A 14,905-nucleotide genomic window follows, 5' to 3' on the forward strand; every position below is an offset into this window, starting at 1 on the left:
GCCCAGCAGAACCCAAAACCCAACAGCCACCTGGTGGCTGGGATCTTCCGCGCTGCAGCTCCCGGCCCGACGCGGGCGCGGGCTAGCCGACCTTGGAGTCGAGCATGACGCCGAGCGTTTGCTCCTGACCGTCCCGGACCACGGTCAGCTGCACGGTCTCGCCCGGCTGGTGGCTGCGGATCGCCACGATCAGCGCGATCCCGTCCACCACCCGGTGGCCGTCGATCCGGGTGACCACGTCCCCCTTGCGCAGCCCCGCGCGGTCAGCCGGCGTCCCCGACGGCACACCCTCGATGAGCGCTCCCCCCTCGGCGGTGGACTCGGTGGCCACGGTGGCGCCGATCACGGGGTACCGCGCCTCGCCGTACCGCAGGATCTGGTCCGCGGTGACCCGGACCTGCCCGATGGGGATCGCGAAGCCCACCCCGATGTTCCCCGCCTCGCCGCTGACCTGCCCGGTGGTGGCGATGGCGGAGTTGACGCCCACCACCAGGCCTCGCAGGTCCACCAGCGGGCCACCGGAGTTGCCGGGGTTGATCGCGGCGTCTGTCTGGATGGCGTTGATGTAGGAGGTGTCGTCGGCCGTGCTGCCGGTGGTGACCGGGCGGTCGACGGCGCTCACAATGCCGGCCGTCACCGTCGAGGTGAGCCCCAGCGGGGACCCGATCGCGACCACGCCCTCACCCACCAGGAGCCGACGTGACCCGCCCAGTGCGGCGGGCCGTAGTCCCCCGGCGCCTCTGACCGAGAGGACGGCCAGATCGTAGACGGGGCTCCGGCCCACCAGCCGGGCGCCGTAGCGGTTGCCGTCCTGGTCGACGACCTCGATCTCGCCCTCGCTGGTGGCGGCGTCGGCGACCACGTGGTTGTTGGTGATCACGTGCCCGCGCCGGTCCAGCACGAACCCCGACCCGGTGGCGCCGCCGGCCTCCCCCTGGTAGGTCGCGATGACCTGCACGGTGCTCGGCAGCACCTGGGCGGCGACCGCCGCGATGGACCGGTTGTCCTCCGGCAGCGGCGCCTGGGTGACGGTGTCGACCAAGCCTCCACCCAGGGTGAGCCGACCTTCGTCGACCACCTGCGTGGCCACCACTCCGCCGACGGCGCCGCCGACCAGGCCCACCCCGAGGGCCAGCACAGCCACGACGGGCCACAGCCAGCCGGGGACCCGGCCGACGGGCGCGCCGGTGGGCAGCCGGGGGTCGACAGGCACCGGGTAGGCACGCGTCACGGCGTACGGCGGGGCCGGTGGTGGCAGCCAGGGGTCGGACGCGGACGGTACGGCTGGCTCCGGCGGCTGGTCGCTCACCAGGGAATTGTGACCCCTGTCAGCTCGGCGCGTGCAGACGGGGAGTGGTGGCGACGGGGGCGCTCCCGACGGGAGTCGGACTGAGACGGCGCCCGGGGGGCCTCCGTGGGCCGCACGAGACTGGTCACCGGGGGTCGGCGGTCCAGGACCGGCGCGGCCGCCGGGGCAGCACCGAGGGCGAGCAGACCGAGCACGGTCACGCCCAGGGCACTCCCCCCGAGGGCGACCATGCTCCGGCTGCGGGAGCGGGACGGGTGGAGCAGGTAGGCCTCGCCGGGGGGCAGCAGTCCGGGCGAGGCGAGCAGCGAGCCCTTCAGCGCCCCGGAGGCAGGGGTCAGGCTCCAGGAGAGGCCGGCGAGCCGGGTCTTGACCCAGCCCTCACGCTCCACGAGGTCCCGGCACTGGTGGCACGCGTGCACGTGGGCCCAGGCCCGCTCCTCCTCCTCGCTGGTGAGCTGGCCGTCGAGCAGGGCGCTCACCCGGGAGCCGAGATGCCCGATCACGACCGACCCCCCGCGGGCGCCAGGGGCGCCGGGACCGGGTCGCCCGGACCGGAGTACCGCACCCGGCCGTCCCTGGGGGCCCGGTGCGCCAGCGAGCGGCGCAGCATGGCGCGCCCGCGGTGGATGCGCGAGCGCACCGTGCCGAGCTTGGTGTCGAGGATGTCGGCGATCTCCTCGTAGCTCAGCCCCTCGACGTCACAGAGCACGACGGCGGCACGGAACTCGGGAGGCAGCGCGGCCAGCGCACCCTCGACGTCGTCGTCGAAGGTGGCCTCGGCGTAGGCGGCGTCAGGCGCCGGTACGCCGCTGGGGAGCCGTCCGGCCCGCTCGTCGGACATGGTGTCGAAGCGGATCCGCTGCTTGCGGCGCGCCTGGTCCAGGAACAGGTTCGTGGTGATCCGGTGCAGCCACCCCTCGAAGGTGCCCGGGGTGTAGGTGTCCAGGCGCCGGAACACGCGCACGAACACCTCCTGGGTGAGGTCCTCGGCGTCGTGGCGGTTCCCGGTGAGCCGGTAGGCCAGCCGGTAGACGCGGTCGGAGTGCTGCTCGACGATGTCGTGCCAGGTCGGCGGAGCGCTGACCGGCTCGGCCTGGTCCACCGGAGTCTCCTGGCTGCGCCTGCGCGCGGGTCGCGGGAACTGGATCTGACTCTCCTCACCGTAGGGAACTGATCTGAGAGGAACCTGAACCGATCACCAGGAATCCCCGCGACGGTTCGTGTCCAGGGCAACGAACGGCGGCGACGGGGTGTTCCCGCGGTAGGGTCGCCGCAGGCGCCACCGCACCCGCCGGGTGTCCGACGAAGGAGACCATCATCACCACGCCGATCACCGCTGCCAGCTGGACCTACGCGGAGGAGTTCGTCCCCGAGGACGAGGTGCTCCAGGGTGCGCGGGCGCGTGCCGAGGAGGTGGGTGTCGCGCCCGTGGGACGGGGAAGCGGAGCGGCCCTCTGCTTCCTGGCCTCCGTGCTCGACGCCCGGGCCGTGGTGGAGATCGGGACCGGCACCGGCGTGTCGGGGGTCTGGCTGCTGCGTGGCATGCGGTCCGACGGGATCCTGACCACCGTCGACATCGAGGCGGAGCACCAGCGCCTCGCCAGGCAGTCCTTCACCGACGCGGGGGTGACCCACCAGCGGGTCCGGACCATCGCGGGGTCGGCCCTGGACGTCCTGCCCCGACTCACCGACGGGCACTACGACCTGGTCTTCTGCGACGGTGACAAGCGGGAGTACACCGCGTACCTCACCGAGGCCCTGCGGCTGCTGCGGCCCGGAGGGGTCGTGGTGTTCGACAACGCGCTGTGGCACGACCGGGTCGCGGACCCCGCCCGCCGTGACGAGGAGACCGTCGCGATCCGCGAGCTGGGCCGGCAGGTGGTGGAGCACCCCGGACTGGTGCCGGTGCTGCTGCCCGTCGGCGACGGCCTGCTGGCCGCGAAGAAGGAGTGGGCACCCGAGCCGGAGTGAACCGGCTCAGCCGCGGGCGAACGGGTGGAACCCGGCCGGGCCCTCGGCCACGGCGACCACGTCGCACGCCTCGATCAGGACCGGCGCGGAGCCGATGAGCTCCGAGCCCGGAGACTCGGCCGCGACCGCCGAGAACTCCTCCTGGAACCGGGCCCGCGCCGCGTCGTCGGCAAAGACGTAGCAGCCTTCGAACCACTCCCCCGGCCGCTGCCGCCAGGACTTGTGCTGCAGTCCCTCGAGCCGGCTGAACCGGGCGTGCGAGGTGCCCTCGACGTACGCCGCCAGCGCCGCCTCCGCCCCCTCGGGCGCCCCCACGAGCGACCAGCGGACGGTCAGGCCTCTCACCGCAGCCCCGCCAGCGGGTCGTCGGTGCCCAGCCACCGCAGCAGCGCGCGGGCGCCGAACCCGGTGGGGCCCTGGCTCCACTCGAAGCTGTCGCTCGGTGCGTCGCCCACCGACGCGATGTCGAGGTGGGCCCACGGGACGTCCCCGACGAAGTGCTGCAGGAACAGCGCGGCCGTGATCGCGCCCGGGCCCCCCGGCGCGTTGTCCGCGTCGGCCACCTTCGAGGCCAGCTTCTCCTCGTAGTCGGGGTGCAGCGGGAGCCGCCACAGCGGCTCGCCGGCCTCGTCCCCCGCCCGGGCGAGCGTGGCCGCCAGCCCGTCGTGGTTGGCGAAGTAGCCGGCCACCCGCTGCCCCAAGGCGACCTTGGCGGCCCCGGTCAGGGTCGCGACGTCGACCAGGGCCGCGGGCCGGAGCTTGTCGACCGCGTACGCGAGGGCATCGGCCAGGACCAGCCGGCCCTCCGCGTCGGTGTTGGTGACCTCGGTGGTCCGTCCCCCGTAGTGCACGACGACGTCTCCGGGCCGGACGGCGTCCCCTCCGACGGCGTTCTCGGCGGCGGCGACCAGGCCGGTCACCCGGACCGGGCAGCCGACCTGGGCCAGCGCGGACAGCACCGCGATCACCACCCCGCCGCCGGTCATGTCGCGCTTCATGGTGGCCATCGACTCGGCCGGCTTGATCGACAGGCCGCCGGTGTCGAAGGTGATGCCCTTGCCCACCAGGACGACCCGCGGCGTACGCCGGTGGGCGCCCGGCGGGGCGTAGTCCAGCCGGATCAGCCGGGGAGGCGTCGCCGAGGCACGCCCCACGGCCAGCAGCCCGCCCATGCCGTGGGCCTGCAGGTCGGTCTCGTCCCAGACGGTGACCTCGAGCCCGGCGTCCGCACCGGCGCGGACGGCCTGCTCGGCCAGCCAGGCGGGGCTCTTGAGGTTCGAGGGAACCGTGGCCAGCGTGCGCGCCTGCCAGGCCGCGCCCCCGACGGCCAGGGCCCGAGCCAGGGTGGCGGTCTGCTCCTCGGGGTCTGCCAGGCCGGCGAGCACCACGTGAGCGACCGGGCGCTCGGCAGGCCCGTCCGAGCGCCAGTGGAAGCCGAAGGACCCCAGCATCATCCCGACCACGAACGCCTCCAGCCCACCGTCAGGCGTCCCGGCGGCCAGGGACGTGACCACGCTCTCGCGGTTCCGGGTGGCGCGGGCCAGCGCGGCACCTGCGCGACGCAGGTGCTGCGGCTCCTGCTCACCCACCCCCACCAGGAGCACCGTCTGCACCACGCCGTCCCTCGCCACCGGGACCTGGGTGACCTCACCGGCCCGGCCGGTGGCCCGGGCGGCCTCCAGCACGGCGAACAGGTCCAGGCCGATCTCCTCGGCCAGCGCGTCGGCGTCCGGCCCCAGCAGCACGGAGTCGGCCATCGGGAAGACGGGGTAGGCCAGGGCGGCCACGCCGCGCACCGCTGCGGGCGTCTGCGCGGTGAGCGCGAACTGCGGCGGGGAGACCTGGGCGGGAAGTGCAGGAGCTGGGGTCGAGGGCACCGTCGTCAGCCGACGACGGCCTTGAGGGCGTCACCGAGGGAGCCGGCCTCTTCGGCGTTCAGCTCCACCACCAGACGGCCGCCGCCCTCGAGGGGGACGCGCATCACGATGCCGCGCCCCTCCTTGGTGACCTCCAGCGGACCGTCGCCCGTCCGGGGCTTCATCGCCGCCATCCGCGCACCTCTTTCTGTTGTTCATCGCCCCTGCCGCGACGGCTCCGCGTCGGGCGGGCCCGCGTCGTACCGACGTCATTATCCCTCATCGGGGACGTGACCTCGACCACAGGGCAGGGCCATGCGTCCGCCCCCGCCGTCGGGCACACTGCGTCCATGACCGACTCGCCCGTCCTCGTCGACGTCGCCGCCGGCGTCGCCACCCTCACCCTGAACCGGCCCGAGGCCATGAACAGCCTCGACGTCGCCACGAAGGTGGCGCTGCGCGACGCGGCTCTCGCGGTGGCCGAGGACCCGGCCGTGCGCTGCGTGGTGCTGACGGGGACGGGCCGGGCCTTCTGCGTCGGCCAGGACCTCAAGGAGCACGTCGAGATCCTCCACAGCGACCGCCGCGACTCGCTCTTCGGCACCGTCGAGGAGCACTACAACCCGCTGGTGACCGCGCTGGCGACCATGCCGAAACCCGTGGTGGCGGCGGTGAACGGGGTGGCGGCCGGGGCCGGGGCGAGCCTGGCGATGGCCTGTGACCTCCGGGTGCTGTCGGACACCGCCGGGTTCAACCTCGCCTTCGCGGGCGTGGCGCTGTCCTGCGACACCGGCGCCAGCTGGACGCTGCCGCGGCTGGTCGGCCGGGCCAAGGCGCTCGAGCTGCTCTACTTCCCGCGGACGGTCCCGGCCGCGGAGTGCCTGGAGCTGGGGCCGGCCACCCGGGTGGTCCCCGCGGGCGAGCTGGCGACGACGGTGGCCGAGCTCGCCACCACGCTGGCGGCCGGGCCCACCGTGGCGTACGGGGCGATGCGCCGGTCGGTGGCGTACGCCGCCGGGCACGGCTTCACCGAGGCGCTGGACCTGGAGAGCGCGATGATGCAGCAGACCGGCGCCACGGCCGACCACGAGGCCGCGGTCGAGGCGTTCCTGTCCAAGCAGCGGCCGGTCTTCGAGGGGCGCTGACCCCTCCCGCCCCGACCGCTGACGTCGGGGCGGTGCGCCTGTCGGATTCCCCGCCCGGCGGTCAGGGCCGCGGGCCCCGCCAGCCACCGAGCACGCGGAGCACCTGGCGAGGTGCCATCACCCGCATCCGGTGCCGGCCCGGGCGGGCGCCGTACTCCACGGTGAGTGCCGACCCCGAGAACGTGTGGTTGTACCACATCGTCATCGTCCCGTGACACACGCCGCCACAGGTGAACGCCTTCGCCGGAAGGTTCAGCGCGCGGGCGACCCGGCGGGCGAAACGCGGCACCTTGGTGTCGGTGTCGACGCCGTTCAGCGGCTGGTGGAAGCTCAGGATGCGACGCGGCCGGATCTCGCGCAGGAAGCCCATCATGGCCCGGGTCTCGGGCTCCGAGCGCGGCCGCGGGCCCGACTCGTAGGCACCGTCGAGCGGAGCCCACTTGTAGGGGTAGTTGCGGTTCAGGTCCACGCCCCGGGCGTTCTTACGGGTGTGCCGGGCCAGGCCGTCGGGGTTGTACGTCGGCACCACCCACAGGTCGATGCCGTGCACCGGGCGCCCCTCGACGAGGGAGCGGAGGATCTGTCGGGGGGCGGCCTCATTCCCGTGCAGGGTGGCGATGAGCATCATCACCCGCTTCCCCGGCTCACCGAGCCGGTAGGCCACGATCGGCCGCCCCTTCACCGAGTGCCCGATCACCCGCCGCTCCACGACGGCGTCCGGTCCGGTGGCCTGCTGAGCCACCGCGGGTGCCGGCGCCGGGCCCAGCAGCGTGGCGAGGCTCAGCGCGAGCAGACACGCCGTTACCAGAGCTGTGGTCCTGCGTCGCACGGCTCAGAGCGTCCCGACCATGTAGCCGACGGTGAAGACGGCGACCCCGACCACCATGCCCACGTGCGCCAGGACCGACAGGCCGGGACCGTCGCTCCACGAGTCCTCGGTCACCTCCGACACGTGCCGCCCGCGGGACGGAAGCCAGCGGGCCAGGATCAGCAGGCCGCACACCGCCACCACCCACAGGCACGCCAGGGCGATGATCCCGAGCAGGGGGGAGCCGAGCGGGCTGTCCCCAGGGGCGGCCAGGTAGGCGATCCACAGCCCCATGCCGACCAGCCCGAGCACCGTGTGCAGGTTGACGACCAACGACGGCACGTGCGTGCGCCCCGCCACCCTCTCTTTGCGCAGCCGGATGCGGGTGAGCACCACGACCACCAGGCCGAGCACGGCCAGGATGTAGGCGATCACCTCGATGGACACGGGGGAAGTCTGCCTCAGAAGGACTCGCGGCTGCCATCACCGGCTGCCGGGTCGGCGTGTTCGAGCTCGGTGGCGAGCCGATCCAGCAACGAATCCACCTCCGTCATCCGGTAGCCGCGGAACGCCAGCGAGAAGCGGACCCGGCGCAGGTCCTGGGCCCCCAGCGGACCGTCGGTGGGCAGAAGCGGCTCGGGCCGGTCGTGCTCCGCCTCGCTCATCGGCTCCCCGCGTCCCGCCGCCAGGACCGCCACCCCGCCCAGCGCGAGCACGATCAGGACGGCGAAGAACCACATCATGTCGGGCCTCCCGAGGACACGTGGTGCCGGCTGGCCTCGACCATCAGCCGCACCGCGAGGTCGACGTCGTCGCTCACCGTGATCATCTTCAGGTCCGCCGCCGAGATCTTGCCCTCGGCCAGCACCGTGTCACGCAGCCAGTCCACCAGACCGCCCCAGTAGCTGGTGCCCAGCAGCACGATGGGGAACGTCGTGATCTTCTGGGTCTGCACCAGGGTCAGGGCCTCGAAGAGCTCGTCGAAGGTGCCCAGCCCGCCGGGAAGGGCGATGAACCCCTCGGCGTACTTAACGAACATCGTCTTGCGCGCGAAGAAGTAGCGGAAGTGGATGCCGACGTCGACCCAGGGGTTCAGCCCGCTCTCGAACGGCAGCTCGATGCCGAGCCCGACGCTGACGCCGCCCGCCTCCGAGGCGCCCTTGTTCGCCGCCTCCATGGCTCCGGGGCCGCCACCGGTGATCACGGCGTACCCCGCCTGCACGAGCTTGCGCCCGACCTCCTCGGCGATCCCGTACGCCGCGTCCTCCGGGCGGGTGCGCGCCGACCCGAAGACCGCCACGGCCGGGCCAAGCTGGGCCAGGGCACCGAAGCCTTCGACGAACTCCGCCTGGATGCGCAGCACCCGCCACGGGTCGGTGTGCACCCAGTCCGAGGGGCCGCGTGTGTCCAGCAGCCGCTGGTCGGCCGTGCTCCGGTCGACCTGGTCCCCGCGGATGATGACCGGGCCCTGGTACTGGTAGGGGTCCCCTGTGGACGCGTCGTGGTCGGCCATCATGGTCTCCCGAGCCAGGTGGCGAGCTCTCGCTCGCAGGCCTCGATCTGGGCGATCGGCACGTGTTCCTCCTGCTTGTGGGCCAGGGTGGGGTCGCCGGGCCCGAAGTTGACCGCGGGCACCCCGAGAGCGGAGAAGCGGGCCACGTCGGTCCACCCGAACTTCGGGTTCACCGGACCCCCCACCGCCTCGACGAACGCCCGGGCGGCGGGGACGGCCAGCCCGGGCAGGGCGCCCGGGGCGAGATCGGTGACGCGTACGTCGTACTCCCCGAAGAACTCGCGCACGAACCTCTCCGCCTCGGCCTCGCTCCGGTCGGGCGCGAACCGGTAGTTGACCTCGACCACGCACTCGTCGGGGAGCACGTTGCCGGCGACGCCGCCCCGGATGAACACGGCGTTGAGACCCTCGTGGTAGGTGAGGCCGTCGATGACGGGCCTGCGCGGCTCGTACGCCGCGAGCCGGGCAAGCAGGGGTGCGGCCCGGTGGATGGCGTTGCTGCCCATCCAGCTGCGCGCGGAGTGGGCCCGTTCGCCGGTGGTGCGCACCTCGGCCCGCAGGGTGCCTTGGCAGCCGGCCTCCACCAGCGCGTTGGACGGCTCCATCAAGATCGCGAAGTCCGCCTCCATCAGGTGCGGGTCGCTCTCGGCCAGCAGCCGCAACCCGTTGAACGCCGAGTCGATCTCCTCGGCCTCGTACAGGATGAACGTCACGTCGCGGTTCGGCTCGGGCACGGTGGCGGCCAGCCGCAGGATGACGGCGTCCCCGCCCTTCATGTCACACGTGCCCAGCCCGTGGAGCAGGTCGCCCTCACGCCGGGAGGGAAGGTTCCCGTTGACCGGGACCGTGTCCAGGTGCCCGGCGATCACCACCCGCTCCGAGCGCCCCAGCGAGGTGCGGGCAACCACCGTGTGCCCCCGTCGGGTCACCGTCAGGTGCGGCAGCGGCCCGAGCGCGGCCTCCACCGCGTCGGCGATGGCCTGCTCGTCCCGGCTCACCGAGGGGATGTCGACCAGCTGCGCGGTGAGCGACACCACGTCCGCGGTCAGGTCCAGCGTCATGGTCCCCATCCAACCACCGCGACCGAGCACGAAGAGCGAGCCTGGTGTGGCTGCTGGGGCCGGTGCGCCTCCATATGCGACGGGTCGCGCGCTGTGCGTGCCACCGTCAGGCGGGGGCGACGTGCACGGTGAGCGCCTCGGCCTCGACCAGGTCAATCCGCACGGCCAGCGTCTCCCCCGCGATCAGCCCCTCGTGAGCCCGCGCCGCGGCCAGCGTGTCGGCCGGAGCGGCGAGGGTGAGGGTGATCCGGTCGGACACCTCCAGCCCCGCCTCCTTGCGGGCCTGCTGCACGGCGCGGACCAGGTCGCGGGCCGCCCCCTCGGCGGCCAGCGCCGGCGTGACCTCGGTGTCCAGCACCACGAACCCACCTCGGGGCAGCAGCCCGGTCGCGGTGTGCCCGTCGGACTCGGCCGCCACCGTCTCGAGGGTGTACTCCCCCTCGAGGAGGACCAGCCCGCCGGAGGTCACCGTGCCGTCCTCGGCGACCGACCAGTCACCGCTCTTGGAGCCCTTGATCGCGGCCTGCACGTCGCGGCCCAGCCGCGGCCCGGCCGCGCGGGCGTTGACGGTGAGCTTCTGCTGCACCGAGTACGCCGCCGCGGCGGGCGCGGCCAGGTCGAGGAGCCGGACCTCCTTGAGGTTCAGCTCGTCGGCGACGATGCCCTCGAAGCCGGCGAGGGTCTCCGCCTCCGGCACCACCACCGTCAGCGACGACAGCGGCAGGCGGGTGCGCAGGCCACCCGCCTTGCGCAGCGCCGAGCCTGCCGAGCAGACGTCGCGGACCTCGTCCATCGCGGTCAGCAGCGCGTCGGCGGCGGGCAGGTCCGCCGGCGAGGGCCAGTCGGCCAGGTGCACCGACCGCTCGCCGGTCAGGCCGCGCCACACCTCCTCGGTGGTCAGCGGCAGCAGCGGGGCCGCGACCCGGGCCACGACCTCCAGGACGGTGTAGAGCGTGTCGAAGGCGTCGGTGTCCAGGTCTCCGCCGGTGGACCAGAAACGCTCGCGGGAGCGGCGGATGTACCAGTTGGTGAGCACCTCCAGGAACCGCTGGGTGGAGTCGCAGGCTCCGGCGATGTCGTAGGCGTCGTGCTGGTCGGTGGACTCCGCGACGTAGCCCCTCAGCTTGGCGAGGATGTAGCGGTCCATCACGTGCGGGGAGTCGGTGCGCCAGCGCGCGTCGTACCCCTCCCCCGCGGCGTTGGCGTAGAGCGCGAAGAAGTACCACGCGTTCCACAGCGGGATCATCACCTGCCGCACCGAGTCGCGGATGCCCTGCTCGGTGACCACCAGGTTCCCGCCGCGCAGGATCGGCGAGCTCATCAGGAACCAGCGCATCGCGTCGGCACCGTCGCGGTCGAAGACCTCCGAGACCGCCGGGTAGTTGCGCAGCGACTTGCTCATCTTGTTGCCGTCGCTGCCCAGCACGATGCCGTGCGAGACGCAGGAGGAGAAGGCGGGACGGTCGAACAGGGCGGTCGCCAGGATGTGCAGGGTGTAGAACCAGCCACGGGTCTGCCCGATGTACTCCACGATGAAGTCACCGGGGAAGTGGTGCTGGAACCAGTCGGCGTTCTCGAACGGGTAGTGGACCTGGGCGAAGCTCATCGACCCCGAGTCGAACCAGACGTCCAGGACGTCCTCGACCCGGCGCATCGTGGAGTTGCCCGACGGGTCGTCGGGGTTGGGCCGGGTGAGGTGGTCGATCATCGGCCGGTGCAGGTCGGTGACCTCGACCCCGAAGTCGCGCTCCAGCTCCTCGAAGGACCCGTAGACGTCGACCCGCGGGAACGCGGGGTTGTCCGAGCGCCAGACCGGGATCGGACTGCCCCAGAACCGGTTCCGGGAGATCGACCAGTCCCGGGCGTTCTCCAGCCACTTGCCGAACTGGCCCTCCTTGATGTGCTCGGGCACCCACCGGATCTCCTGGTTGAGCTCGAGCATCCGCTCCTTCAAGGCGGTGACCTGGACGAACCAGGAGGAGACCGCCATGTAGATCAGCGGCTGCCGGCAGCGCCAGCAGTGCGGGTACGGGTGCTCGTAGGTCTCCCGGCGCAGCAGCACGGTGCCCTCGGTGGTGGACCCCGTTTCACCCGCGCCGCGGGTGACTGCCTTGAGGTGCTCGATCACCAGGTGGTTGGCGTCGAAGACGTGCAGCCCCTCGTAGTCGGTCACCGGGAAGAGGAAGCGGCCGTCCGGACCCACCGGCACGACGGTCTCGACCCCGGCCGCGTCGAGGGTCGCCTTGTCCTCCTCACCGAAGCCGGGGGACATGTGCACGATGCCGGTGCCGTCCTCGGTGGTCACGAAGTCGGCGCCGAGCACCCGGTGGGCGTTCGGGTGGCCCAGGTAGTAGGAGAACGGCGGGGTGTAGCGGCGGCCGACGAGGTCGCTCCCGCGCAGCGTGGCCACCACGTGGGGGCCGTCAGCACCCTCGTCGGTGAGCTCCGCGGCGTACGCCGGGAGCCGGGCCGCGCCGAGGACGTAGCGCTCGGGCGTGCCGGTGAAGGAGGACTCCACCACGACGTACTCCACATCGGGACCGACCGCGACGCCCATGTTGGAGGGCAGCGTCCAGGGCGTGGTCGTCCAGATCAGCGCCAGCTCGCCGGTCTCCAGCCGGTAGCCGACCGTGATCGCCGGGTCCTGGCGGCTCTGGTAGACGTCGTCGTCCATCCGCAGCTCGTGGTTGGACAGCGGTGTCTGGTCGTTCCAGCAGTAGGGCAGGATCCTGAAGCCCTCGTAGACCAGCCCCTTGTCGTAGAGCTGCTTGAAGGCCCAGATCACGCTCTCCATGTAGTCCGGGTTCAGCGTGCGGTAGTCGTGGTCGAAGTCGACCCAGCGCGCCTGGCGGGTGACGTACTCGCGCCACTCGGCGGTGTAGCGCATCACCGACTCGCGGCACTTGGCGTTGAAGGTGCCGATGCCCAGCTCGAGGATCTCCTCCTTGGTCTTGATGCCCAGCTGGTTCATCGCCTCCAGCTCGGCCGGGAGCCCGTGGGTGTCCCAGCCGAACCGGCGCTCGACCCGGCGTCCGCGCATGGTCTGGTAGCGCGGGACCACGTCCTTGACGTACCCGGTCAGCAGGTGGCCGTAGTGGGGCAGGCCGTTGGCGAACGGCGGGCCGTCGTAGAAGACGAACTCGTTGGCGCCGTCGACCCCCGGCTCCCGCTGGTCGATGCTGGCCTGGAAGGTGCCGTCGGCCTCCCAGTAGGCGAGCACGGCCTCCTCGATCGCGGGGAACCGCGGGCTCGACGGCACGCCCTGGGCGTCGGTGTGGGAGACCTTCGGGTAGGCCATGGGGCTGCTCCTGCGTCGTCGTCGTTCGTTCCGGCCGTGGGGACGAGGACGACGTACGCCGGGGGCGCACTCCGCGGTACCACCTCGCTTGCCACCGGGGAGCGCGGGCGACCCGCGGTGACCGCTCGTTGACGGCTGTGACGGGCCTACCCGTCCGGTTCTAGTGAGACCCGCCGGCTCGGCCGGAGTGCCCGTTCTTCCGGAGGCTCGCCGCTGATGACGGCTCGGACGCCTGTGCCGACAGGGTACGGCGTCACCCGGCCGACCGCGAATCGGATTGCATTCTTCGCCGCGGCCTGCTCGGGTGGACCGGTGAGCGACCTGTGGCTGCCCCCTGACCAGGACCCCCGGTTCCAGTCCGGGCCGGCGTACGGCGAGCAGGCGGTGGTGCGCAGCTACCTGACCCACTACCGGCTCACGCTGGAGCTCAAGCTGTCCGACCTGGACGCCGAGCAGCTGGCGCGGCGGTCGGTGCCGCCCTCGAACCTGTCGCTGCTGGGACTGCTGCGCCACCTGGCGCAGATGGAGCACCACTGGTCGCGCCGGGTGCTGCAGGGCCAGAACCTGCCGCGGCTGTTCAAGACCGAGGCGGACCCCGACCACGACTTCAACGGCGCGGTGGCCGACCCGGCCGTCGTGGCCGAGGCCTGGGCCGCCTGGCGTGCGGAGGCGCGGGCGATGGACGCCTGGCTGGACCAGGAGACCGACTGGGGCCGGCTGATCGCGGACGAGGACGGGACGGGCTACGAGGTGCGCGACATCATCGTCCACGTGGTCGAGGAGTACGCACGCCACTGCGGCCACGCCGACCTGCTCCGGGAGTGCATCGACGGGCGCGCCGGCCAGTAGCGCCCCCGGGGACGACCTCGCGACTTGGGGCGCCTGGGCGGGCTCTCTAGGGTTGTCGCGTGACGACGACCTCCGCCTGGGGCTTCGGCCTCGCCACGCTCGACCCCGCCGGCGCCGTGCTGGACGTGTGGTTCCCCTCCCCCGCCCTCGGCGCTGTCCCGGCGGCCGCCACGGCCCCCGAGGAGCTCACGGCGCTGGCCGTCCCCGACGAGGCACGCCGGGTCACCCGGGAGGTCCGCCTCGTGGAGATCCCCGACCTGTCCGTGGCGCCGGTGTCGGCGGAGGACGTCTGGCTCCGGCTGCACCTGCTCTCGTCCCGGCTCGCGGCCCCGCACAGCCTCTCGATGGACGGAGTCTTCGGGCTGCTCACCAACGTGGTGTGGACCTCCGCCGGGCCGTGCCCCGTCGAGGACTTCGAGACCACGCGTGCCCGGATGAAGGCGTCGGGCCAGCACGTGTCGGTGCACGGGGTGGACAAGTTCCCGCGGATGACCGACTACGTCGTCCCCAGCGGGGTCCGGATCGCCGACGCCGACCGGGTCCGGCTCGGCGCGCACCTGGCCAGCGGCACCACCGTGATGCACGAGGGCTTCGTCAACTACAACGCGGGCACCCTCGGGGCCTCCATGGTCGAGGGACGGGTCTCGGCCGGCGTCGTGGTGGGCGACGGCTCCGACGTCGGCGGCGGGGCCTCGATCATGGGCACCCTCTCGGGCGGCGGCAAGGAGATCATCCGGATCGGCGAGCGGTGCCTGCTGGGCGCCAACTCCGGCATCGGCATCTCACTCGGCGACGACTGCGTGGTCGAGGCGGGCTGCTACGTCACCGCGGGGACGAAGGTCACCGTCACCGGCGCCGACGGGGAGCGCCGCGTGGTCAAGGCCCGCGAGCTGTCCGGCGCGGACAACGTCCTCTTCCGCCGCAACTCCGTCACCGGCGCCGTCGAGGCCGTGGCCTGGCACGGTGACGGCATCGCGCTCAACGCGGCCCTGCATGCCAACGACTGACCCCGGGGCCTCCGCGATAGTTGCGGTTTGGACCCAAACGACAGAGTTTTGGCCGGTTTCTCTGTCGTTTGGGTCCAAACCGCAGGCT

The 14,905-nt window shown here is 72.6% G+C and carries 16 protein-coding genes; 4 read left to right on the forward strand and 12 right to left on the reverse strand.

The genetic code is table 11. The annotated features are described in order from the left end of the window. Positions 1-82: 82 nt before the first annotated feature. Genes PLP61_RS01045 through sigE form a run of 3 tightly spaced genes read right to left on the reverse strand, consistent with a single transcriptional unit; the run spans position 83 to position 2,411 of the window. On the reverse strand, positions 83-1,309 hold the full coding sequence (locus tag PLP61_RS01045; protein ID WP_324499493.1) for a S1C family serine protease: 1,227 nt from the start codon (positions 1,307-1,309) through the stop codon (positions 83-85). Then, the gene (locus PLP61_RS01050) at positions 1,306-1,812 is read right to left on the reverse strand and encodes an anti-sigma factor (protein WP_324499495.1); all 507 of its coding nucleotides are present in this window, start codon (positions 1,810-1,812) and stop codon (positions 1,306-1,308) included. Before PLP61_RS01050 ends, PLP61_RS01045 begins: the two co-directional genes overlap by 4 nt. Next, positions 1,809-2,411: an RNA polymerase sigma factor SigE gene (gene sigE / locus PLP61_RS01055; protein ID WP_324499497.1), complete on the reverse strand. Its 603-nt coding sequence runs from the start codon at positions 2,409-2,411 to the stop codon at positions 1,809-1,811. The genes PLP61_RS01050 and sigE overlap by 4 nt, the downstream gene beginning before the upstream one ends. Positions 2,412-2,737: 326 nt before the next feature. Between sigE and PLP61_RS01060 the strand changes: the two genes are divergently transcribed. Continuing rightward, complete coding sequence (locus PLP61_RS01060; RefSeq protein WP_502888913.1) at positions 2,738-3,280, forward strand: O-methyltransferase; 543 nt, start codon at positions 2,738-2,740, stop codon at positions 3,278-3,280. A 6-nt stretch (positions 3,281-3,286) separates the two neighbouring features. Here PLP61_RS01060 and PLP61_RS01065 read toward each other — a convergent pair whose 3' ends face one another. From PLP61_RS01065 to PLP61_RS01075, 3 genes are read right to left on the reverse strand one after another with little or no spacing between them, the layout of a single operon-like run. After that, positions 3,287-3,625 carry a hypothetical protein gene (locus tag PLP61_RS01065; RefSeq protein WP_324499499.1) on the reverse strand — a complete coding sequence of 113 codons (339 nt, stop codon included), beginning with the start codon at positions 3,623-3,625 and terminating at the stop codon, positions 3,287-3,289. Beyond that, entirely contained in the window at positions 3,622-5,157 is a 1,536-nt protein-coding gene (locus tag PLP61_RS01070; protein ID WP_324499501.1) for a leucyl aminopeptidase, read from the reverse strand. Before PLP61_RS01070 ends, PLP61_RS01065 begins: the two co-directional genes overlap by 4 nt. Positions 5,158-5,162: 5 nt before the next feature. Next, on the reverse strand, positions 5,163-5,330 hold the full coding sequence (locus tag PLP61_RS01075; protein ID WP_182540000.1) for a DUF3117 domain-containing protein: 168 nt from the start codon (positions 5,328-5,330) through the stop codon (positions 5,163-5,165). A gap of 156 nt (positions 5,331-5,486) precedes the next feature. Here PLP61_RS01075 and PLP61_RS01080 point away from each other — a divergent pair, with 156 nt between their 5' ends. Beyond that, the gene (locus tag PLP61_RS01080; RefSeq protein ID WP_324499502.1) at positions 5,487-6,281 is read left to right on the forward strand and encodes an enoyl-CoA hydratase/isomerase family protein; all 795 of its coding nucleotides are present in this window, start codon (positions 5,487-5,489) and stop codon (positions 6,279-6,281) included. 61 nt (positions 6,282-6,342) lie between these two features. Here PLP61_RS01080 and PLP61_RS01085 read toward each other — a convergent pair whose 3' ends face one another. The 6 genes from PLP61_RS01085 to ileS all read right to left on the reverse strand — a co-directional run bounded on the left by PLP61_RS01085 (position 6,343) and on the right by ileS (position 12,961). Beyond that, entirely contained in the window at positions 6,343-7,110 is a 768-nt protein-coding gene (locus PLP61_RS01085) for a M14 family zinc carboxypeptidase (protein ID WP_324499504.1), read from the reverse strand. A gap of 3 nt (positions 7,111-7,113) precedes the next feature. Continuing rightward, positions 7,114-7,536, reverse strand: a complete 423-nt coding sequence (locus PLP61_RS01090; RefSeq protein WP_324499506.1) for a hypothetical protein — start codon at positions 7,534-7,536, stop codon at positions 7,114-7,116. A 14-nt stretch (positions 7,537-7,550) separates the two neighbouring features. Continuing rightward, on the reverse strand, positions 7,551-7,832 hold the full coding sequence (locus PLP61_RS01095; protein WP_324499508.1) for a DivIVA domain-containing protein: 282 nt from the start codon (positions 7,830-7,832) through the stop codon (positions 7,551-7,553). Next, entirely contained in the window at positions 7,829-8,602 is a 774-nt protein-coding gene (locus PLP61_RS01100; RefSeq protein WP_324499510.1) for an LOG family protein, read from the reverse strand. Before PLP61_RS01100 ends, PLP61_RS01095 begins: the two co-directional genes overlap by 4 nt. Beyond that, positions 8,602-9,663 carry a succinyl-diaminopimelate desuccinylase gene (gene dapE / locus PLP61_RS01105; RefSeq protein ID WP_324499513.1) on the reverse strand — a complete coding sequence of 354 codons (1,062 nt, stop codon included), beginning with the start codon at positions 9,661-9,663 and terminating at the stop codon, positions 8,602-8,604. The genes PLP61_RS01100 and dapE overlap by 1 nt, the downstream gene beginning before the upstream one ends. Positions 9,664-9,769: 106 nt before the next feature. Beyond that, positions 9,770-12,961, reverse strand: coding sequence for an isoleucine--tRNA ligase (gene ileS, locus PLP61_RS01110; protein ID WP_324499514.1), 3,192 nt, complete (start codon positions 12,959-12,961; stop codon positions 9,770-9,772). Positions 12,962-13,273: 312 nt separating this feature from the next. On the opposite strand from ileS, the gene PLP61_RS01115 reads away from it, so the two are divergent. Next, positions 13,274-13,810 (forward strand): mycothiol transferase, encoded by a 537-nt coding sequence (locus PLP61_RS01115; RefSeq protein ID WP_324499516.1) that lies wholly within the window; start codon positions 13,274-13,276, stop codon positions 13,808-13,810. Positions 13,811-13,869: 59 nt separating this feature from the next. Beyond that, positions 13,870-14,817, forward strand: coding sequence for a 2,3,4,5-tetrahydropyridine-2,6-dicarboxylate N-succinyltransferase (dapD, locus tag PLP61_RS01120; protein ID WP_324499518.1), 948 nt, complete (start codon positions 13,870-13,872; stop codon positions 14,815-14,817). The last annotated feature ends 88 nt before the right edge of the window (positions 14,818-14,905 follow it).

It is taken from the genome of Nocardioides sp. (genome assembly GCF_035429765.1).
In the GTDB taxonomy this organism is placed as follows: Bacteria; Actinomycetota; Actinomycetes; order Propionibacteriales; family Nocardioidaceae; genus Nocardioides.

Bases quoted from the DNA above. Each gene is read 5' to 3' on its own strand.
- PLP61_RS01080 (WP_324499502.1), top strand. From the start codon at position 5,487: ATGACCGACTCGCCCGTCCTCGTCGACGTCGCCGCCGGCGTCGCCACC.
- PLP61_RS01100 (WP_324499510.1), bottom strand. From the start codon at position 8,602: ATGGCCGACCACGACGCGTCCACAGGGGACCCCTACCAGTACCAGGGC.
- PLP61_RS01095 (WP_324499508.1), bottom strand. From the start codon at position 7,832: ATGATGTGGTTCTTCGCCGTCCTGATCGTGCTCGCGCTGGGCGGGGTG.
- PLP61_RS01075 (WP_182540000.1), bottom strand. From the start codon at position 5,330: ATGGCGGCGATGAAGCCCCGGACGGGCGACGGTCCGCTGGAGGTCACC.
- ileS (WP_324499514.1), bottom strand. From the start codon at position 12,961: ATGGCCTACCCGAAGGTCTCCCACACCGACGCCCAGGGCGTGCCGTCG.
- dapE (WP_324499513.1), bottom strand. From the start codon at position 9,663: ATGACGCTGGACCTGACCGCGGACGTGGTGTCGCTCACCGCGCAGCTG.